Genomic DNA, 19,095 nt, shown 5'->3' on the forward strand with positions numbered 1-19,095 from the left:
CTCCCGCAGCGTCTTGCCCGGCGGCTACCATTACCGGAATAAAAATAATGAGCCTGCAAAAACCCTGGGTTAACGTTCATCTGACGGCGCTGGGAGCGATGTTCCTCTCCATGCTGCTTGTCGGATGCGATGACGGCGTGGCACAAAATGCCGTCCCACAAGCGCCCGCTGTGAGCGCCGCTGACGTGGTAGTGAAATCCATCAGTCAGTGGGATAGCTTTAACGGCCGGATTGAAGCGGTGGAAAGCGTTCAGCTGCGCCCCCGCGTCTCCGGCTACATTGATAAAGTGAATTACACCGACGGCCAGGAAGTGAAAAAGGGCGAGGTGCTGTTCACTATCGATGACAGAACCTATCGCGCTGCGCTGGAACAGGCGCAGGCCACCTTAACGAGAGCCAAAACGCAGGCCAGCCTGGCGCGCAGTGAGGCTAACCGTACCGATAAACTCGTCAATACCAACGTCGTCTCCCGTGAAGAGTGGGAGCAGCGCCGTTCGGCCGCCGCTCAGGCGCAGGCCGACATTCGCGCCGCGCAGGCAGCAGTTGACGCGGCACAACTTAACCTCGATTTCACCAAAGTGACCGCGCCTATTGATGGCCGCGCCAGCCGCGCGCTGATCACCAGCGGTAATCTGGTCACTGCGGGTGACAGTGCCAGCGTCCTCACCACGCTGGTCTCCCTGAAAACGGTTTACGTCTACTTTGACGTGGATGAGGCAACCTACCTCCACTATCAAAATCTCGCCCGCAGCGGGCAGGGTGCGTCCAGTAATCACCTGGCGCTCCCGGTTGAGATTGGTCTGGTGGGGGAGGAGGGTTATCCCCATCAGGGCAAGGTGGATTTTCTTGATAATCAGTTAACGCCGAGCACCGGCACCATCCGTATGCGCGCGCTACTGGATAATGCGCAGCGTCAGTTCACGCCAGGACTGTTTGCCCGCGTACGCCTGCCGGGCAGCGCTGAATTCAAAGCCACGCTTGTCGACGATAAAGCGGTGCTGACCGATCAGGATCGCAAATACGTTTATATCGTTGATAAAGAAGGTAAAGCGCAGCGCCGCGATATCACGCCGGGGCGTCTGGCCGCCGGTTTACGTATCGTGCAGCAGGGGCTGAACCCTGGCGATAAAGTCATCGTCGACGGTTTACAAAAAGTGTTTATGCCGGGTATGCCGGTTAACGCGAAAACCGTTCCGATGACCGCCAGCGCCGCGCTTAACTGATCCCTTACCCGAGAATCCGACATATGGACTTTTCCCGCTTTTTTATCGACAGGCCGATTTTCGCTGCAGTACTGTCGATTCTGATTTTCATCACAGGATTAATCGCTATCCCGCTGTTGCCGGTGAGCGAATATCCTGACGTCGTACCGCCAAGCGTGCAGGTGCGCGCGGAGTATCCGGGTGCCAACCCGAAAGTGATTGCAGAAACCGTGGCGACGCCGCTGGAAGAAGCCATCAACGGCGTTGAAAACATGATGTACATGAAATCCGTTGCAGGCTCTGACGGCGTACTGGTAACCACCGTGACGTTCCGCCCGGGTACCGACCCGGATCAGGCGCAGGTTCAGGTGCAAAACCGCGTGTCACAGGCCGAGGCGCGTCTGCCGGAAGATGTACGACGTCTGGGTATTACCACCCAGAAACAATCACCGACGCTGACGCTGGTAGTGCATCTGTTTTCGCCGGGCGGCAAGTACGATTCACTGTATATGCGTAACTACGCCACGCTTAAAGTGAAGGACGAACTGGCGCGTCTGCCGGGCGTGGGTCAGATTCAGATTTTTGGCTCTGGCGAATACGCGATGCGCATCTGGCTGGATCCCGACAAGGTGGCAGCCCGCGGGTTGACGGCCTCGGATGTCGTGACGGCGATGCAGGAGCAAAACGTTCAGGTTTCCGCCGGGCAGCTTGGCGCCGAGCCGCTGCCGAAAGAGAGCGATTTCCTGATCTCCATTAACGCCCAGGGGCGTCTGCACACGGAAGAAGAGTTTGGCAATATTATTCTGAAAACGGCGCAAGACGGCTCGCTGGTACGCCTGCGCGACGTGGCGCGTATTGAAATGGGCTCTGGCAGCTATGCGCTGCGTTCCCAGCTCAACAACAAAGACGCGGTCGGGATTGGTATCTTCCAGTCCCCGGGTGCGAACGCCATCGATTTGTCTAACGCCGTGCGCGCGAAAATGAACGAACTGGCCACGCGTTTCCCGGAAGATATGAAATGGGCAGCACCGTACGACCCGACGGTTTTCGTTCGCGATTCCATTCGCGCGGTTGTACAGACCTTGCTGGAAGCGGTGGTGCTGGTAGTACTGGTGGTGATCCTGTTCCTGCAGACCTGGCGCGCGTCGATTATTCCGCTGATCGCGGTGCCGGTATCGGTTGTGGGGACGTTCAGCATTCTCTACCTGCTTGGCTTCTCACTGAATACCCTGAGTTTGTTCGGGCTGGTGCTGGCTATCGGTATCGTCGTGGATGACGCCATCGTGGTGGTGGAAAACGTCGAGCGAAATATCGAAGAGGGGCTTTCTCCGCTTCAGGCGGCGCATCAGGCGATGCGTGAAGTTTCCGGGCCGATTATTGCGATTGCGCTGGTGCTGTGCGCGGTGTTTGTACCGATGGCGTTCCTCTCCGGGGTAACCGGCCAGTTCTACAAACAGTTTGCGGTGACTATCGCGATTTCGACGGTGATTTCCGCCATCAACTCGCTGACGCTCTCGCCGGCACTGGCAGCGCTGCTGTTAAAACCGCACGGTGCCCCGAAAGACTTCCCGACCCGGCTTATCGATCGTCTGTTCGGCTGGCTGTTCCGTCCGTTTAACCGCTTTTTCCACCGTAGCTCAAACGGTTATCAGGGGCTGGTGGGGAAAACGCTCGGACGCCGTGGCGCGGTGTTTGTTGTTTATGTGCTGCTGTTGTGCGCGGCTGGCGTCATGTTTAAAGCGGTCCCCGGCGGGTTTATACCTACCCAGGATAAGCTGTATTTAATTGGCGGCGTGAAAATGCCGGAAGGTTCTTCACTGGCCCGCACCGATGCGGTGATCCGCAAAATGAGCGAAATCGGGATGAATACCGAAGGCGTGGATTATGCGGTCGCTTTTCCTGGGCTTAACGCGCTACAGTTCACCAACACGCCGAATACCGGGACGGTCTTCTTTGGTCTGAAACCTTTCGATCAGCGTAAACATACGGCGGCGGAAATTAACGCTGAGATCAATGCCAAAATCGCTCAAATTCAGCAGGGCTTTGGTTTCTCCATTTTGCCACCGCCGATTTTAGGGCTGGGGCAGGGGTCGGGCTATTCGCTGTACATCCAGGATCGCGGTGGTCTGGGCTATGGTGCGCTGCAAAACGCGGTGAACACCATGTCCGGTGCGATTATGCAGACGCCGGGGATGCATTTCCCGATCTCAACCTACCAGGCTAACGTTCCGCAGCTGGATGTGCAGGTTGATCGAGATAAGGCGAAAGCGCAGGGCGTGTCGCTGACCGATCTGTTCGGTACGCTGCAAACCTATCTGGGATCGTCTTATGTGAACGATTTTAACCAGTTCGGGCGTACCTGGCGCGTGATGGCGCAGGCCGACGGGCCGTTCCGCGACAGCGTGGAAGACATTGCGAATTTGCGCACCCGTAATAATCAGGGCGAAATGGTGCCAATCGGCAGTATGGTGAATATCAGCACCACCTACGGGCCGGATCCGGTGATCCGTTATAACGGTTATCCGGCGGCGGATCTGATTGGCGATGCCGATCCGCGCATTCTCTCTTCGGCACAGGCGATGACGCAACTGGACGGAATGTCTAAGCAGATCCTGCCGAACGGGATGAATATTGAATGGACGGACCTGAGCTTCCAGCAGGCCACTCAGGGCAACACGGCGCTGATCGTCTTCCCGGTTGCGGTGCTGCTGGCTTTCCTGGTGCTGGCCGCACTGTATGAAAGCTGGACCTTGCCGCTCGCGGTGATCCTGATCGTTCCGATGACGATGCTGTCCGCGCTGTTTGGTGTCTGGCTGACCGGGGGCGATAACAACGTCTTCGTGCAGGTGGGGCTGGTGGTACTCATGGGGCTGGCATGTAAAAACGCGATTCTTATCGTTGAGTTTGCGCGCGAGCTGGAGCTTCAGGGGAAAGGGATTATGGAAGCAGCGCTGGAAGCGTGCCGCCTGCGTTTACGCCCGATTGTGATGACCTCCATCGCCTTTATTGCCGGGACGATTCCGCTGATCCTCGGTCACGGCGCAGGCGCAGAAGTGCGCGGTGTCACCGGGATCACGGTGTTCTCCGGGATGCTGGGCGTGACGCTGTTTGGTCTGTTCCTGACGCCGGTGTTTTACGTGACGCTGCGTAAATTCGTTACGCGCGGCAAGCCGGTCAACGACGTTTTACCTGCCTAGGTTTTTACAGGGCACAAAAAAACCGCCTTCTCGTTAAGGCGGTTTTTTTTCGTATCAGTAAGGGCATGGCTACGCTTTTTTATGCAGGCCTTCAATTTCAGGCACCGGATCGCACCCGCTGGTATCGGCTTTTTTGACTTTTTCCAGCGCGCTGGCCACGGTATGTTGAGCCAGAACCTCTAACGAAGCCTGCTCCGCTTCATCGGCGATAGATTTGAAGTACCAGCACGCGTTGGCGCTGACGACGCAGCGAGCCGGTACGTCAGGACGCGACGCCCACAGCTTTTTATCTTCTATGACAGAAACATAGATATCACGCAGGGTGATCTTATCCGCCGGACGACCAAGATGAATAGAACCGTTACGGCCAAGGGTTGAGACGATAATGCCGTCACGCGTAAGCGGAACCATCAACTTGCGGATAAAGCTCGGATTTGCTTCCAGTCCGTAGGCCAGAATCGCACTCGTCGAACGTTCACCCGATTGCTCCGCCATCGCTACGCTGAGAACCATCTGCAAAGCTGTCGGGAAGCGGTAATCTAACATTTCATTGTCCTGGGTTGCGGTGAATCTTGTTCTTTTTGGCACCGCAGAGGTGAATAATCAATAAGTAACAATATAACAAATACGGCAATTTTTTTGAAGCAGACAACGCCTGGCCTGGCCCGTAAAAAAGCGTTTACGCTTCGCGTCGAATGGCAACATAAGACCCATCCATACGCTTTACCGATTGTATAAGCATCGTCTATTTCATCATGGCGACTGATAAAAATATTATGAAAAAATGCTGATCGAATCGCCGCTGATTTTTTGAGCACATAAAGGGAATGACATTACCCTCGTCAGAAGAAACAGGAGTCAGATCTATCCTGTCATTCATACATTAAAAAGCGGGAACGGGTCTGGTTTCTGTTTGAGTTGCCCGGCAATCTCGTTGAGTTTCAAGAGTGCTTGCTTTAACTGGCTGAACTCCGTTCCGCCAATACACAACCTGACGCCGTACTGATCCGACTGTTGACCCACTTCAGTTGAGGCCGGTGCTGTCACTTTGATGCCTGTCGCCAGCGCTGCATTGTAGAAAGAGTGCGCGTCATCGCGTGAAAACGGTAACCAGAGATGAAAGCTGGGAAGCCCCGAGCGATAAACGTGCTCTCCTAAAATGTCGATAGCGAGTTGGTAACGACGCCGGGTTTCGTGTTCAATTGCGAGGGTGACGGTTTCTGCTGTGCCATCAATCAGCCATTGCTCCATGATGGAACTGCTTAGCGGAGAGACCATCATCGCCGTTGCCCTCAGCATGGATTCTGCTCGTGAATACAGCGCCTCCGGTACCAGCAGCCCGCCAATCCGCAATGCTGGATTAAGGATCTTAGATAAACTATTCACATATAAGGTGATATCGGGGGCTATTTTGGCAATCTGTGGCAATTCTGTCGTGCTCATCAGCCGATAAACATCATCCTCAATAATCTTTATGCCCCTTTCCCGACAAACCCGAACCAGTTCCTGACGGCGGGCCAGGCTCATAATGCGTGTGGACGGACTTTGTAAGAGCGGCGTGACATAGACAGCACCGCCTTTTTCCGCATTTTCATCGAGGATCTTTTCCAGAACAGAGACATCCATGCCTTCGTCATCCATCGGGATCCCCACTAATGTGAGCTTCAGTAAATGCGACAGCTGAATCAGCCCTGAATAGGTTTGAGCCTCAACGTACAGTCGGCCAAAAGGTTCACAGACCGTAGACAACGCTACAGAGAGCGCATGCTGAGCACCGTTCGTTAAGATGAGATGCTGGTAATCGGCCGGGACACCCAGACGACTGAACCACTGCGCAAGAAGCCGCCGGTGTTCATCATGGCCCGTTGCCGGGGCGTAAGTGTTAAACATATCCATGTCAGGACGCCGGGCGAGGGTGGTGAGTGTCTTACTCAGTGACCGGGAGGTCAGTGCTGCCGGCGGGGTGTTTTGCGACAGGTCGATAAAGGTTCGGCTTCTGGAATTGGCCAGCGCGACAAACATTCCGCTGCCCTTAACGCTTCGAACCAGACCCCGTCTCTCCAGGATCCCATAGGCTTTCGTTACAGTACCCACCGCGATACCGAGCGTATCTGCCAGTTCACGATGTGCCGGAAGGCGCGCGCCGAGCCTCAGCAGGCCTGAAAGAATATCGTCTGACAACGCCTGGACCAGCCGATCGGTAGGGGATGAATTGCCTTCTGCAAGATGGGGTTGCCACGGAGAACGTTCGCGCATGAGATTACCATAAGTGTAATGTGACACTATTTATATTTACTGATAGTGTCACATCTTTTATTCTGGCGCCAGTATTTGAAATAGACGAAATGAGCGAAGCGCATGAGTGAACAACGTGTGGATGTCAGTTCTGCCAGACCATTACTGGATAAGAGTGAAACGAAGAAAAAAGAAATCCTTCGTGGCCTGAAAGATGGGTTACCCGTATTACTGGGCGTGATCCCGTTTGCGCTGGTGTTGGGTGCGCAGGCAAGCCATAAGGGGCTCACGCCTCTCGACGTTCCCTTGATGACAGGATTAAATTTTGCCGGCGGGTCTGAATTTGCCGCCATACAAATCTGGACGTCGCCGCCACCTTTTTTACTTATTATGGCCGTGACATTACTGGTAAACAGTCGTCATATTTTAATGGGGGCGACGCTGGTTCCCTTACTTTCTCGTTTTCCAAAACGAAAGGTCTTACCTGCGCTTTTTTTTATGACGGATGAGAGTTGGGCACTCAGTTATAATGACGCGCATTCCAGAAATAACAAAACGCCGCCGCTGTTCAGCATGCCGTATTATATGGCGGTCTCTTTATCTTTCTATACGATGTGGGTTTTCTGTACCGCACTCGGTGCGTTAATTGGCCCGGTGCTGGGCGATGTTCACCAGTATGGTTTTGATATGGCCTTTCCGGCGGTCTTTCTTGTGCTGGTCAGAGGCATGTGGAATGGCATTCGTAAAGCCGTGCCCTGGATAATCAGTCTGGTCGTCTCCGTTGCGGTATGTCATTTTATTGCCGGCCTGTGGTACGTCATTGCTGGCCCTTTAGCAGGATTAGCCGTTGCCGCATTTTTAGGGGGAGAGGATGCCTGATTATCAGACCTTCATCGCCATCGTATTAATGGCACTCACCACGTATGCAACGCGTGTGACCGCTTATCTTATATTACGAAACCGGGTGCTTACGCCCAGGGCGATGACGGTACTTAAATCGTCTCCCGGTTGTGTCATGCTGGGTTTCATTGCGCCTTTTTTTGCCTCCGGAAATCCTGCAGATCTTATCGCGTTAGGGTTAACGTTGGTTGTTGCAATGCGCTTTTCAATGCCTGTGACGGTGATCTCCGGCGTGATGTTTGCCTTTATACTTCGCTATTATTTAGGGTAAGTTTCCAGACCTGCCGCGCAACCAGAAACAGAACCGACTTCCCACGTTTCATTCCCCGCCGCTGTGCGCGACGTGGTAATGTTGGCGTCGAACAGGTTCTGCGTTGAGGATCCCGCTATGACCACGTTTTATCAACTGACAGCCACCCGTCTGGATGGACAGCCTGTCGCTATGCTCGACTTCGCTGGCAAGGTGGTGTTGGTCGTGAATACCGCCAGCCAATGTGGCTTCACGCCACAATACGGCGGCCTTGAGGCGCTTTATAAGAAATACGCCGCTCAGGGGCTGGTGGTGCTTGGGTTCCCCTGCAACCAGTTCGGTAAACAGGAGCCCGGCGATGCCGACGACATCGCCAGGACCTGTCACATTCATTACGGTGTGAGCTTCCCGATATTTGAGAAAATCGAGGTCAACGGAGCCGCAGCGCATCCGGTGTTTCGCTATCTGAAAAACGAATTGCCCGGCGTGCTGGGGGGGCGAATCAAGTGGAACTTCACCAAGTTTCTGATCGGACGCGACGGTAAACCGCTCAAGCGTTTTGCGCCGATCACCACCCCCGAGAAAATGGAAGCCGCAATCCTTACTGCGCTTGAACGCTAAGTATTGTGATCATGATGGCCTGAACACAGGAGGGTATTCATTGCAGGGGGCGTTTATCGCGCATCGCAGACGCCATGTCCGCATCTAAAATAGCACTCACGGAAAGATGTCACTCCCTCTCCTCATGCTATATCTCCGTAAACATACCCATTAATGAAAGGACGTATGGAGATGCTGAGAGGCAAAAGAGCGGTTATTACGGGTGGGGGCAGGGGATTTGGTCAGGCGCTGTGCGTATGGCTGGCGCGGGAAGGCGTTGAGGTAGAATTTTGCGCGCGGCGGGCTGATGATATTCAACAAACCTGCAGTCTTATCACTGCTGAAGGCGGTATGGCAAAAGGGTATATCTGTGATTTAACCCGGGCTGAATCCCTTTCTGCGTTTTCTTCACAGCTATTAACTTCAGACAAGCCCATAGATATTTTAATTCTCAATGCTGCCCAATGGTTGTCAGGAACGTTAGACGACCAGCCTGATACCGACATTATTAATACCGTCAGTTCCGGCCTGACAGCGTCGATTCTTCTGACGCAGGCTCTGCTGCCTGGATTAAGACGTTCAGACAGTGCTGATATCGTCTCAATTATCTCTTCCTGCGGGATCCCGAATTTCACGGATTCAATTGCGCACCCCGCTTTTTTCGCCAGCAAACATGGGCTCAGCGGATTTACAACAAAACTCGCACAGCAATTGTCCAAAGAAAATATACGGGTTACCGGACTGTACCCTCCTGATTTCGAACTTACAGGGTTAGATTCGAGTGTCGATAGCCAATGCAGAATGGGAGAGCGGCTCTTGAACGGGCGATCGGTCTGGGAAGCGATTCGTTTTGTGTTGGTTCAACCGCGTAGTTGCCATATAAGTAGCCTCTACTTTCAAGGTCCAACCCGCGAAGACCTGAGTGATAGGGTCTAAATCGGGTGATGTTAAACAGAACAGTCTTCGCACAGAGCAGCATGTTGATACCAGATGAAACAGGCTGCTCTGTGCCCTAAGTGGATGCGTTGAGTCAATATGGGGGTTATGACAATTCAGGGATWRYGACAATTCAGGGATAGCGACAGGATACCCGGAAGATGACATTAAAGCGGTGAAATTGCCTCAACAACATGCTGGAAAACGTAAGGGTCAGAAAGTAGCTTAAATTCATCATCATCCGGGTAAGTGACCGCCACATGATAGTTTTCTCCAGCAAATGCCTTCACTGACTGCAGATCCTGCCAGTAAGTTGCCAGAAAGAAATGCTCCCAACTTCCCTGCGTTTCTCTGCGAACGAACGCGCCTTTGTTCCCCGATATGCTCCTGGAATGCTCTACCCCTGTTTTTTCAAGGTGTTTTGCAAAACCTTCCGCATGTTCAAGCGGAACACATCCATGCCAGGTCCTTACAATCATTAGTGTTCTCTCTTTAGGGATGGTGAGGGTATAACCATATCATCAGAAAGCACCTCATGGTGTGATTAACGAAGAACGCTATCTCGCACTTCGATTTATCGGACATTCTTCACCTTGCTTCAGACTGAATCTCATGACCACGATAAATTTAGGTCACTTCCGTTTTTCGCTCACAGTTGCATCCAGCCGCTGTGTACCGCTAGCGGCAAACATTAGTGCTCTGAGGAGGGAAGCGCTGCAGCGCTCTTTGTTGAGATAGCTCCCTCACTTCGGTTTTCCTTACGCTATGATAAATCATTATATTTTGCTCAAGGGCCATACATGAACATCTCCATCTGCAGACCAGACGAATATGATGATTTGGCTGATATTTTTATCGAAATGGAAACCTACTATAACCAGACGCTTTGCCTGTCCAGGCGTGACATGTCCGTGTATCTGAGGGATAAGATCTTTGCAGCCGACTCCGGTACCGAAGTTCACAAAGTGGTTTGTGATGGAGTTATCGCTGCGTTCTCATGTGTATCAGTGATGTACCCCTCTCCGCGATTTAGTGGGCAAATGTTTATCAAAGAGCTTTTTGTCTCTGCACCTTTCAGAAGGGCTGGAATTGGGAGAGGGCTGATGAGTTTTATAGCCAGTCGTGCTATAGAACGCGGGTGCTTTCAGCTCGACTGGTTATCTGTGACAGCAGACCCACTGGCGCAGACGTTTTATGAGTCTCTCGGTGCTCAGATTATCAGGAGCGTTAACTATCATCGGATTTCAGGCCCATCAATAGATAAGCTTGCCCGTCGTGCCAACTGAAGCATTCAGGCAAAGATACTCCCCGTTGAAAACCATATCATTATGGAAGGTCCGCTTCTCATTCATAGCGGACCTTCTGCTCCGTTAGTTTGGCCGTTTTATGCCAGCAGCGGACGTAGGCTGAATTGAAAGTAGCCATGATGTGTTTTCATTATGACCGGTTACGTTAGAATAGCCTCGTTGAAAACGATAGAGCTGGAGTAAAAATGTTTGCTGATTTTGGTATCGTGAATTTCTGGACGTATCTACTTGGTGCGACACTGATAGTCCTTGCCCCCGGCCCTGAGACCATGTTCGTGATTAAAACAAGCATTACGAGCGGCATCAAACGAGGCTTTGCTGCAATATTTTCCATTCTCATGAGTGACGTACTTCTGGTTCTGCTGGCATGGTGTGGGCTGGCCGCGGTTATAAGCTCAACTCCTGCCTTGTTTAACGCCATCAAATACGCAGGTGCTGCCTATCTTTTCTATCTCGGTGTCCAGACGATACGCGCTATCTTTAAGCCAGCTCTCGAAACGAGTCAGGAAAATAAATCTTCAGCTGATGCTAAGGAGATCATCGGGCGCGGAATGCTGGTTACTCTACTGAATCCAAAGACGCTGCTGTTCTATATCTCTTTCTTCGCCCAGTTCATCAATGTTCAGGCTGAACACTCCTGGATGGCGTTTATCATTCTTGCTGCAGTAATGTTCGCAATTACTCTCGTTTATTTCGGTTTCCTCGTTTTCTGCGGCTCTTATCTGCTCAGCCGTCTGAAAGGCAACCGTAGGTTATCAACCATTGGAAACGCGCTGGTAGGTATGTTCTTCATTGGATTTGCAGCGCGACTCGCAAGCGCAACTTCCTGACAAGACAGCTAAACCGCCTCACGGCGGTTTTTTTTACGTTCTTACGCTGGATGGGACGGCCGCTCTTCGCTCACAGCGGACTTTATGCTCGGTGAGTTCGCCCGCTCTGTGCCAGAAGCGGACCTCCGTTACTATTCTGAAGAGGAAGCACAGAAATATTTAGGTCTGTTGTGTAATAATTACGATATATAATAAAAACTTCTCTATTTCAGAATCCAAGAGTATGGGCATACGCAAGGATGCAATTATGAAATCCAAGAGTGCGTTAGTTTTAGAAGAACTCAGATCCAAATTACGTACTGCATCTGTGGCACAAGTCGGTGGTTTCCGCCCTACAGCAGACCCAATTACATCCTGGTTTTTAAAAGGAGTCGCTCTTCCAGGTGAAGGGTTGCCAGTTTGGAAGGGGCAGCCGATGTTTCCGCTTCTCCAGATTCGCGTAGATGAGCTTCCCGTGATTCCTGAACAACTGAAGGGGATCGCGCTCTTAGTGCTTTATCATAATATGGAAAGCCATCCATTTGATAAACCTCATGGCGAGGGGTGGCTAATACGAGAATACGCCACCCTTGATGGGCTTGAGTTATTGCCTGCAATTAACACTCCATATCGAGCATTTCCGGTTCGGTGGGTGAGTGTCAATGATGATGCTCCAGGATGGGAGGACGCTTGGGATATTATTGACTTGTCTCACGTAAACGATGATGAGGATGCAAGTGATAGATTCTATGATGGTTTTAACCGGTACAGGGGAACCAAGGTTGGAGGATATCCAATGGAGATACAACATGGTGTGGGGATTCAAGATTTTGTCTTTCAAGTGGGGTCAGAAGAAAAAGTAAACTGGATGTGGGCGGACAATGGTATCGGCTACTTTCACAAATCCCCAGAGGGGCTTTGGACGTTTTCATGTCAGTTTTACTAGAAACTCAACGTCCTCTCATCGCTCRYAGCGGACCTTCTGCTCCGTTAGTTTGGCCGCTTTGTGCCAGGAGTGGACGTTGCAAATATCACGGTTTTAATTGATGGGGAGCAGGTCAACGATGAACAATAACCCGGAATCAGCTCATTTTAACGGCAAATATATATCCGTGAGTAATTCATGTTCTGCTACCTCATGCACAAAGTTGTGGTAATGAAAGAAAAGCGGGAAGTCGCGAAGTTCCTCTCCGCTCTCTGGCAACCAGTCACGATACAGAGACTTAGCCAACCCGGTTAACGCATCATGCGATCCCTGATGACGTAACACCGCACAGCGACCAGCCGGAATGTCACTATTTATCACCCCGAAGCGATTGTCTTCAATAATGGGTGACGTGACGGTTCCGCAAATATGGAACTCAAATTCATCCGGCGGCGTTAAGGTTGGATCGTGTGGTGCAATACCGTATGTCTGGCTACTGGCAACCGGTGAAAAACCCGTGGTTTTTCGCCATTCAATAAAGCGAGCCGCCGTTTCGTTTATTCGCTCCGGTTGTCCATAATGTGTCAGCATTGCGACTGACGTCGCGGGGAAAGTAATGATCCTGACCTGGCTTTGCATGGTTTGTCTCCTGGCTTTGTAAGGTTCGGATATGCGCTTATGCCAATCCACCCAGGGGGGCTGCTGGCGGAATTGCGTCGGTGATAGACCGAACATTTGTCTGAAAGCACGGCTAAATGATTCAGAATGCTGGAAACCGGCGTCGTACGCGATATCAGTGATTTTCTCTAACGGATTAAAAGCCAGTCGATAAGATGCGCGTTTTAAGCGCATCATCTGGATGTAACGGCCAGGTGGCATCCCACAATAACTACAAAACTGACGATGGAAATGAAATGGCGAGAAGTGAGCCACTTCACTCAGTTTTTCCAGTAATAAAGCGTCATCGAGATGGTGGTCAATATAATCAAAGACCTGTTTAAAGCGTCTGGCGTAACTATCAGTTTTATTATCACACATGACTTCCTCCGTGCTGCTTAATATGCTCGAAGGCGATTCAGTTTGCCTGACCGATCTTGCTCAATGACGTACAAAGGGGAGCATTTCCAGGTGGCTATCTTTCGAACCTTTGACTTGCTCCCCATTGCTCAAGACTCTCGATGTCAATATGCATGCCGAACTTCCACTGTTCGCTCACAGCGGACTTTATGCTCGGTGAGTTCGCCCGCTCTGTGCCAAAAGCAGGCATTTCTCCTTCGCAACCATTATGTATTAATCACTGGGGGTCAGGTCGTTTTCTATGAGGTCTATGCATTTTCTGAATGCCAGTTAAACGCAAGCGTGATGACTGGTAAGAGAGTTACTGACGTAGCGGTGAATCATCAACGCTGGCGGGTCATTTGCAGGAGGAGCGTTTACTGTTCCAAACCAGACAGGATTAGCCGGGCAGACGGAGCCACAAATGTAGGCAGGTATGTCCGCAAATGTACCAGCTATTGGTCTATGGACATGGCCTGTAGAAATGGCGAGTAGTCTGGTCGGGGAGCGTCTTATCAAATCTTCCATCTCAGTTAGACCTCTGCACATAGTTTCGTCTAGCGTTGGTATGCCAGATGCAAATACATGATGGTGCAAAAACAGCAATGAAGGAGGGCTGTCTGCGTCGCTAAATTGATTATCCAACCATTCCAGATGGTCAGTCACACTGCCGTAATCCTTATAATTAACCGTCGAATCCAGACCAATCAGGCGAATGCCACCGGTATTATGAATTAAGTGCAGGGCTTCTCCTTGGGCATCGTGCGCCCATCTATTTTCATCCCAAACAGAACGCATCAGACTGCGGTCGTCTGAGTTACCCGGCAGGATATACGAAGGGTAATTTTGCTGATTCAGGCGGTCAGCTTTCTGTACATAACCTTCCTGCCAATACCCATCCGTTAGATCACCTGTAAGTACCAGTACGTCCGGTTGCAGATGCGTAAGCCAATTTAATATCTGGTCGAACCGAAACAGATGATCATTCTCGGGTGAGGCGTGAATGTCTGAAACCTGCGCTATCAGCATAAAGGCCTCATACGATTATTGTGTGGGGAACAAGATCGTGATACATGGCCATAAATCCGGTTTCAAATTTCATTTTTTCACCACTATGGCAACAATGGACAGATTAATTAGGATCGGTAATTCAAAAGTTACGCTGAATCAAACTGGCTCCGAAGGCGGTCGGGAATTCACAGTAAATCGCTAAGTTTAATTTCTAATGCTCAGAGCCAATGTTAGCAGGGATGCGTAAGGTCCGCTTTTCGCTCAAAGCGGACCTTGCGGCTCGTATGCCGGTCCGCTTTGTGCAGAAAAGTAAATTCAGCTGTATTCAATAATATCAAACCCTTCATCAGCCGTTGGCTCTGCGAAAAAGCGCGTTATGGTTTCAAATTCTTGATCTGAGGCTGTAAATTCATGCATTCCTTCTGCATTACGGGCGCGCAAGCGGGATTTACATACTTCATCAGTAACTTTCAGATAATGCAGTCTGTTACTGGCACCTGACTCCTTAATGATGCTCATCATCCATTCACGATTGGTTTGTGTGTTTGCCGGAAAATCCAGAACTACGGATAAACCCGCTTTGAGTAGCGACACCAGGTGAGGCTTCATAGCGTTTCTGAGTCTTGAGGAATACTGCACATAATCAGCTATGGATTGCATTTCATTGGCAAAGAGGGCAGCCAGCCAATAATCTTCACTGACAATTATGGTGCCGGGTAATGCACCTAACTTTGCTGACAATGTGGATTTGCCTGATGCAATTTTCCCACATAACAAGTGCAAAGTGGGTTTTTCTGACGTTGTTACTGAAGCGATATCCATTATTTACCTCACGGGATTTTTACCGGTAAGGCCCGCCTTACCGGCGGGAAAATGGCGAACGTTATCCCACCTGAGTCAGACAGGTGATAATAATCATTGAATGGAATAGGACAGAGTGTGTTTTCATTGTCATTCAAGTTAACAGGGCCTGAATGCAAAATCAGCAATTTTTTCCCTTATACACTGAATGTCCACTCCAGTGAGTTTGGCTGCTTTGTGTCAGAAACGGACATTTAACAAGGCGCTGCATTGAATAACACCTGCTGTCTCATCTTCGCTTACGTAGCGCATTAAGTAGCGTCTGCGTTGCATCAGAAGACGCTCCAGATGACGAACAAACCAGCCCAAATTCCCGGTGTATAGCAGGCGTCAAAGGCACCACGCACAGGTTGCGCAGCGTCTCCGGCAGGGCTGATTCAGGTACAAGGGCGACGCCCATCTCTTCCCCGACCAGCTTACAGGCGCTAATCCAGTCGCGTACTGTCACGCGTATATCAGAAAGTTGCAAACCAGCCATTTCCATCAGGCTTTTTCCATTAACGACACATCCGCCTGTCGCCAGAATAAAGGGCTGGTCTGCCAGCGCCTTTAGCGTTATGCCATAAGCCCTGGCATGATGTGCCAGCTGATGTTTCGCTGGTATTACCGCGACCCATGCATCCTGTCCTAATATAACCTCTGCACGCCCGGGGCCGGGATTCATGACCACCCCAAGTTCTACGGTATCGGCGGCAAGCCACTCCTCGACTTCCTCGTCCGATCCTTCCAGGACAACGATTTCAATACCCGGATGCAGGCGCTTAACGTCGCGAAGAAGCCCTGGCAACAATGTGGACGTCACTGAGGGAAAACTGGCCAGGCGAATGCGCCCCCGGTGTAAGTCTCGGCTCTTATCAGCCAGTATGCGAATGGCATTCAGCTGCGAAAGCATGTTTCGTGCATTTTCAATAACCTGCTCACCCAGCGCGGTAATACCGATATACCGTCGCTCACGCGTAAATACCGGGAATCCAAGCGAAGCTTCGAGCTGGGCGATGGCCTGGCTGGCACCTGACTGAGTCATTCCTATCTCTTCTGCGGCGCGCGAGATGTTGCCGGCATCCGCGACGGCCACCAGCAGGCGCCAGTGTAAAAGATTCATCATGATTATCAGTAGCTCAGCTAATAGTTAAATTCTATATCATTAATTTTACAGTGAAATACGCGTCAAATACAGTGAGTTCAGAATTGCTTCGAATTTCTCGATGGCTTTACACATTTAACGGAGACAACATGAAACTCTATTACGCCCCGGATGCCTGTTCGTTATCACCGCACATTGTGCTGCGCGAACTGGAAATTGAATTTGAACTGGTGAAGGTTAACAACAAAAGCAAGCTCACTGCTGATGGTCGCGAGTTCCGCACCATTAACCCTAAAGGTTATGTCGCTGCACTTGAATTGGATAATGGGCAGATACTCACTGAGGGGCCAGCCATTGTGCAGTACCTCGCCGATCTTAAACCAGAATATGGCCTGGCACCGCGCGCGGACAGTTGGGCTCGGGTGCGTCTGCAGGAATGGCTTAACTTTATCACTAGTGAAATACACGCTGGCTCAGCACCGCTGTTCAACCCCGCGCTGCCTGAGGACATTAAAGCGATTTTTCAGGATAAGCTCTTCCGACAGTTCGATTTACTCCAGGCGAGGCTCGACGAAAACACCTATCTGACTGGCTCATCCTTCAGCGTAGCGGATGCCTACCTTTTTACTGTACTGGGTTGGTGTAAATTCTTCTCAATCCAACTGGAACGCTGGCCAGCGCTACCGGCGTACATGGAAAAAATAAATGCCCGACCTGCTGTACAGGCTGCATTACTGGCTGAAGCGTCTCAGTAGGGTAGGTAATCGCTTATTGCTGGACACAGCATGTTGAGTGTCTGCAAAGAGGTCGTCTGCCCTTTGTTCTACGCGGGCCTGAAGTTGCGCGTAGCGTTCTGCTCCGTAGCATGAGCTGACGCTGAAACCAATTCCCGGCGGCATTCACTGCTGCTTTCGTTTCATTATGGACTCAACGCCGCGCGACTTTTTGCCTTAATCTATGCCTCAAGTCAGACCTTGCGGCTCTTATATCAGGCCGCTTTATACCCTAAGCCGCCGTTACGCCTGGCCACTCGTTTGTCGTGAGGAAACGTTAAGGCTCAAAATAATGCACTGTTTAAGATATAAAATTATACCGTCGGGATAGTACCGCCATCGATCACATATTCCGTACCGGTAATAGTGGCAGCACAGGATGACGCGAGGAAGACGATAAGGTTCGCCACTTCGATAGGCTTTGAGGGACGGCCCAGCGGAATTCCACCGAGTGCATTCATGATGATCTGCTTACCGCCCTCGTAGTCCGTTCCAGCCTGCTGAGCAAGTCGTTCCGCCATCGCTACCGATGCTTCGGTTTCTACCCAGCCAGGCGCAACACGCACCACCCGAATCCCCTTAGGGGACACTTCTTTCGACAGGCTTTTGCTGTACGCCGACAGTGCCGCTTTGGCCGCCGCATATCCGGTGGTCGATTCCGGTAACGGCATTTCACGCTGAATAGAGGTGACGTGGATGATCACTCCATCCTGTTGCGCCAGCATCCCCGGCAACAACGCGCGATCTAAGCGTACCGCAGGCAATAGATTAAGATTGAGTTCCTGTTGCCATTCCTCTTCCCCAAGGGCTGCAAACCCACCGCCGGGAGCGGTAGAACCGCCTGCTACGTGGATGATGATATCGACGCCGCCCAGGTGTTTCTGAACGGCGTCCACGACTAAATTACATCCCTGGATGGTGGTCAGATCCGCTGCCACGAAAGCGTCTGCGGTAGATTCTGCGGGCTCGTGACGCGCGGTGGTTAGCACCGTTGCCCCTTGCTGTTTTAAAAGGCGGACAACTGCTTTGCCGATCCCTTTGGTACCTGCGGTAACCAGAACACGTCTGCCCTGTAAATCAAGATCCATCAGCATCAGATTATCTCCAGAGTCGCAATCTTGTCGCCAGCGAGGCCGAAAGTATGTGTAAGCATCACGGGGCTGCCGGGAAAATTACCGACAACGTTCGTGGTGACTATTACCCGATCGCCTTCCGTGAGAACTTCAATGGGGTGAACGCTATAGTCGAACGCAGCCCGCGCCGCGCGTTGCCACGCTTCGATTGCCGCGTGCCCCCGATGGGTTTTACCTTCGTCGAACACGACGGCATTGAGGGTAAAACAGCGCTTAACGCTGGCAATATCGGCACCATTGCCGATCGCAAAATAGGTTGAAATAGCTTGCGGTAGAGATAATGACATGGCCCTTACTCCCGTTATTTACAGTACGGGAATTTTTAACATAGACTGTAAAATTGACAAGTACGCACAAAAAAGTGAGCAACTGAATTATGAGTAAGTTATATAGCCCTGAAACCGCCGCAAGCGGCGTGGAACAAGTTCTGCGAATGCTGGAAGGCCGCTGGAAACTCATTATTCTGTTTCATCTTTTCGACGGAAAGGTGCAACGCTATTCTGATTTTGAAAAACTGATCCCCGAAATTTCGCAGAAGATGCTGGCACAACAGCTGCGACAGCTGGAGGCCGACGGCATTGTGTCACGTAGGGTATATCCCCAGGTTCCACCGAAAGTCGAATATCGGCTCACTGAGTGGGGGCAGGCGCTGTGTCCGGCTCTTGATGCGATGCTGAAATGGGCAGAAAAACGCGAGGTTTAGGGGCTCGGGTACATTTTTGTTTATGGTCGAAAATTGTTGATGTTCATTCCTTGCTGATAGCAGACCTTGCGGCTCTTATTTCGGTCCGCTTTGTGCCGGGAGTGGACATTAAT

At 51.3% G+C, this 19,095-nt stretch carries 20 protein-coding genes; 11 read left to right on the plus strand and 9 right to left on the minus strand.

All coding sequences use genetic code 11. The features are described 5' to 3' along the window. The first annotated feature begins 47 nt into the window (after positions 1–47). Both JTA15_RS01275 and oqxB read left to right on the plus strand, forming a co-directional pair. Entirely contained in the window at positions 48–1,223 is a 1,176-nt protein-coding gene (locus JTA15_RS01275; protein WP_014168988.1) for an efflux RND transporter periplasmic adaptor subunit, read from the plus strand. A gap of 23 nt (positions 1,224–1,246) precedes the next feature. Further along, the gene (gene oqxB / locus JTA15_RS01280) at positions 1,247–4,399 is read left to right on the plus strand and encodes a multidrug efflux RND transporter permease subunit OqxB (RefSeq protein WP_020885098.1); all 3,153 of its coding nucleotides are present in this window, start codon (positions 1,247–1,249) and stop codon (positions 4,397–4,399) included. A 69-nt stretch (positions 4,400–4,468) separates the two neighbouring features. Here the strand turns inward: oqxB and JTA15_RS01285 are convergent, their stop codons facing one another. Both JTA15_RS01285 and JTA15_RS01290 read right to left on the minus strand, forming a co-directional pair. Then, positions 4,469–4,945, minus strand: a complete 477-nt coding sequence (locus tag JTA15_RS01285; RefSeq protein WP_020885097.1) for an Rrf2 family transcriptional regulator — start codon at positions 4,943–4,945, stop codon at positions 4,469–4,471. A gap of 330 nt (positions 4,946–5,275) precedes the next feature. Continuing rightward, a complete protein-coding gene (locus tag JTA15_RS01290) occupies positions 5,276–6,655 on the minus strand; it encodes a PLP-dependent aminotransferase family protein (RefSeq protein WP_020885096.1) in 1,380 nt (459 codons plus the stop codon). Between the two features lie 102 nt (positions 6,656–6,757). On the opposite strand from JTA15_RS01290, the gene JTA15_RS01295 reads away from it, so the two are divergent. From JTA15_RS01295 to JTA15_RS01310, 4 genes are all read left to right on the plus strand, one after another. Then, positions 6,758–7,513 (plus strand): AzlC family ABC transporter permease, encoded by a 756-nt coding sequence (locus JTA15_RS01295; protein WP_219372767.1) that lies wholly within the window; start codon positions 6,758–6,760, stop codon positions 7,511–7,513. Next, complete coding sequence (locus JTA15_RS01300; protein ID WP_219372768.1) at positions 7,506–7,805, plus strand: AzlD family protein; 300 nt, start codon at positions 7,506–7,508, stop codon at positions 7,803–7,805. The genes JTA15_RS01295 and JTA15_RS01300 overlap by 8 nt, the downstream gene beginning before the upstream one ends. 117 nt (positions 7,806–7,922) lie before the next feature. Then, complete coding sequence (locus JTA15_RS01305; protein WP_032677599.1) at positions 7,923–8,405, plus strand: glutathione peroxidase; 483 nt, start codon at positions 7,923–7,925, stop codon at positions 8,403–8,405. A gap of 171 nt (positions 8,406–8,576) precedes the next feature. Next, positions 8,577–9,320 (plus strand): SDR family oxidoreductase, encoded by a 744-nt coding sequence (locus JTA15_RS01310; protein ID WP_183516662.1) that lies wholly within the window; start codon positions 8,577–8,579, stop codon positions 9,318–9,320. Positions 9,321–9,487: 167 nt separating this feature from the next. Here the strand turns inward: JTA15_RS01310 and JTA15_RS01315 are convergent, their stop codons facing one another. Further along, on the minus strand, positions 9,488–9,799 hold the full coding sequence (locus tag JTA15_RS01315) for a hypothetical protein (protein WP_032681491.1): 312 nt from the start codon (positions 9,797–9,799) through the stop codon (positions 9,488–9,490). Between the two features lie 321 nt (positions 9,800–10,120). On the opposite strand from JTA15_RS01315, the gene JTA15_RS01320 reads away from it, so the two are divergent. The 3 genes from JTA15_RS01320 to JTA15_RS01330 all read left to right on the plus strand — a co-directional run bounded on the left by JTA15_RS01320 (position 10,121) and on the right by JTA15_RS01330 (position 12,382). Beyond that, positions 10,121–10,606: an N-acetyltransferase gene (locus JTA15_RS01320; RefSeq protein WP_047955183.1), complete on the plus strand. Its 486-nt coding sequence runs from the start codon at positions 10,121–10,123 to the stop codon at positions 10,604–10,606. A gap of 206 nt (positions 10,607–10,812) precedes the next feature. Then, positions 10,813–11,457, plus strand: coding sequence for a leucine efflux protein LeuE (gene leuE, locus JTA15_RS01325; protein WP_014168997.1), 645 nt, complete (start codon positions 10,813–10,815; stop codon positions 11,455–11,457). Between the two features lie 247 nt (positions 11,458–11,704). Then, on the plus strand, positions 11,705–12,382 hold the full coding sequence (locus JTA15_RS01330) for a DUF1963 domain-containing protein (RefSeq protein WP_113656485.1): 678 nt from the start codon (positions 11,705–11,707) through the stop codon (positions 12,380–12,382). Positions 12,383–12,523: 141 nt separating this feature from the next. On the opposite strand, the gene JTA15_RS01335 is transcribed toward JTA15_RS01330, so the two are convergent. From JTA15_RS01335 to JTA15_RS01350, 4 genes are all read right to left on the minus strand, one after another. Then, positions 12,524–13,399: a GyrI-like domain-containing protein gene (locus tag JTA15_RS01335; protein ID WP_020885047.1), complete on the minus strand. Its 876-nt coding sequence runs from the start codon at positions 13,397–13,399 to the stop codon at positions 12,524–12,526. Positions 13,400–13,708: 309 nt separating this feature from the next. Next, complete coding sequence (locus tag JTA15_RS01340) at positions 13,709–14,446, minus strand: metallophosphoesterase (protein WP_219372769.1); 738 nt, start codon at positions 14,444–14,446, stop codon at positions 13,709–13,711. A 297-nt stretch (positions 14,447–14,743) separates the two neighbouring features. After that, positions 14,744–15,250 carry an ATP-binding protein gene (locus tag JTA15_RS01345; protein WP_214580652.1) on the minus strand — a complete coding sequence of 169 codons (507 nt, stop codon included), beginning with the start codon at positions 15,248–15,250 and terminating at the stop codon, positions 14,744–14,746. A 268-nt stretch (positions 15,251–15,518) separates the two neighbouring features. Next, positions 15,519–16,394, minus strand: coding sequence for a LysR family transcriptional regulator (locus tag JTA15_RS01350; RefSeq protein WP_032681488.1), 876 nt, complete (start codon positions 16,392–16,394; stop codon positions 15,519–15,521). Between the two features lie 128 nt (positions 16,395–16,522). Here JTA15_RS01350 and gstA point away from each other — a divergent pair, with 128 nt between their 5' ends. Then, a complete protein-coding gene (gstA, locus tag JTA15_RS01355) occupies positions 16,523–17,128 on the plus strand; it encodes a glutathione transferase GstA (protein ID WP_059306796.1) in 606 nt (201 codons plus the stop codon). A 332-nt stretch (positions 17,129–17,460) separates the two neighbouring features. On the opposite strand, the gene JTA15_RS01360 is transcribed toward gstA, so the two are convergent. Continuing rightward, positions 17,461–18,240 carry an SDR family oxidoreductase gene (locus JTA15_RS01360; RefSeq protein ID WP_219372770.1) on the minus strand — a complete coding sequence of 260 codons (780 nt, stop codon included), beginning with the start codon at positions 18,238–18,240 and terminating at the stop codon, positions 17,461–17,463. Then, positions 18,240–18,566: a nuclear transport factor 2 family protein gene (locus JTA15_RS01365; protein ID WP_063214843.1), complete on the minus strand. Its 327-nt coding sequence runs from the start codon at positions 18,564–18,566 to the stop codon at positions 18,240–18,242. The genes JTA15_RS01360 and JTA15_RS01365 overlap by 1 nt, the downstream gene beginning before the upstream one ends. An 89-nt stretch (positions 18,567–18,655) precedes the next feature. On the opposite strand from JTA15_RS01365, the gene JTA15_RS01370 reads away from it, so the two are divergent. Further along, on the plus strand, positions 18,656–18,982 hold the full coding sequence (locus JTA15_RS01370; RefSeq protein WP_014169010.1) for a helix-turn-helix domain-containing protein: 327 nt from the start codon (positions 18,656–18,658) through the stop codon (positions 18,980–18,982). Positions 18,983–19,095 lie beyond the last annotated feature (113 nt).

Source organism: Enterobacter sp. BIDMC 29, from assembly GCF_019378755.1.
Classification (GTDB): Bacteria; Pseudomonadota; Gammaproteobacteria; order Enterobacterales; family Enterobacteriaceae; genus Enterobacter; species Enterobacter ludwigii.

Coding starts and splice junctions, on each gene's coding strand:
- JTA15_RS01345 (WP_214580652.1), bottom strand. CDS start 15,250: ATGGATATCGCTTCAGTAACAACGTCAGAAAAACCCACTTTGCACTTG.
- JTA15_RS01295 (WP_219372767.1), top strand. CDS start 6,758: ATGAGTGAACAACGTGTGGATGTCAGTTCTGCCAGACCATTACTGGAT.
- gstA (WP_059306796.1), top strand. CDS start 16,523: ATGAAACTCTATTACGCCCCGGATGCCTGTTCGTTATCACCGCACATT.
- oqxB (WP_020885098.1), top strand. CDS start 1,247: ATGGACTTTTCCCGCTTTTTTATCGACAGGCCGATTTTCGCTGCAGTA.
- JTA15_RS01315 (WP_032681491.1), bottom strand. CDS start 9,799: ATGATTGTAAGGACCTGGCATGGATGTGTTCCGCTTGAACATGCGGAA.
- JTA15_RS01340 (WP_219372769.1), bottom strand. CDS start 14,446: ATGCTGATAGCGCAGGTTTCAGACATTCACGCCTCACCCGAGAATGAT.
- JTA15_RS01365 (WP_063214843.1), bottom strand. CDS start 18,566: ATGTCATTATCTCTACCGCAAGCTATTTCAACCTATTTTGCGATCGGC.
- JTA15_RS01300 (WP_219372768.1), top strand. CDS start 7,506: ATGCCTGATTATCAGACCTTCATCGCCATCGTATTAATGGCACTCACC.
- JTA15_RS01330 (WP_113656485.1), top strand. CDS start 11,705: ATGAAATCCAAGAGTGCGTTAGTTTTAGAAGAACTCAGATCCAAATTA.
- JTA15_RS01290 (WP_020885096.1), bottom strand. CDS start 6,655: ATGCGCGAACGTTCTCCGTGGCAACCCCATCTTGCAGAAGGCAATTCA.
- JTA15_RS01320 (WP_047955183.1), top strand. CDS start 10,121: ATGAACATCTCCATCTGCAGACCAGACGAATATGATGATTTGGCTGAT.
- JTA15_RS01335 (WP_020885047.1), bottom strand. CDS start 13,399: ATGTGTGATAATAAAACTGATAGTTACGCCAGACGCTTTAAACAGGTC.
- JTA15_RS01370 (WP_014169010.1), top strand. CDS start 18,656: ATGAGTAAGTTATATAGCCCTGAAACCGCCGCAAGCGGCGTGGAACAA.
- JTA15_RS01350 (WP_032681488.1), bottom strand. CDS start 16,394: ATGATGAATCTTTTACACTGGCGCCTGCTGGTGGCCGTCGCGGATGCC.
- JTA15_RS01305 (WP_032677599.1), top strand. CDS start 7,923: ATGACCACGTTTTATCAACTGACAGCCACCCGTCTGGATGGACAGCCT.
- leuE (WP_014168997.1), top strand. CDS start 10,813: ATGTTTGCTGATTTTGGTATCGTGAATTTCTGGACGTATCTACTTGGT.
- JTA15_RS01360 (WP_219372770.1), bottom strand. CDS start 18,240: ATGCTGATGGATCTTGATTTACAGGGCAGACGTGTTCTGGTTACCGCA.
- JTA15_RS01285 (WP_020885097.1), bottom strand. CDS start 4,945: ATGTTAGATTACCGCTTCCCGACAGCTTTGCAGATGGTTCTCAGCGTA.
- JTA15_RS01310 (WP_183516662.1), top strand. CDS start 8,577: ATGCTGAGAGGCAAAAGAGCGGTTATTACGGGTGGGGGCAGGGGATTT.
- JTA15_RS01275 (WP_014168988.1), top strand. CDS start 48: ATGAGCCTGCAAAAACCCTGGGTTAACGTTCATCTGACGGCGCTGGGA.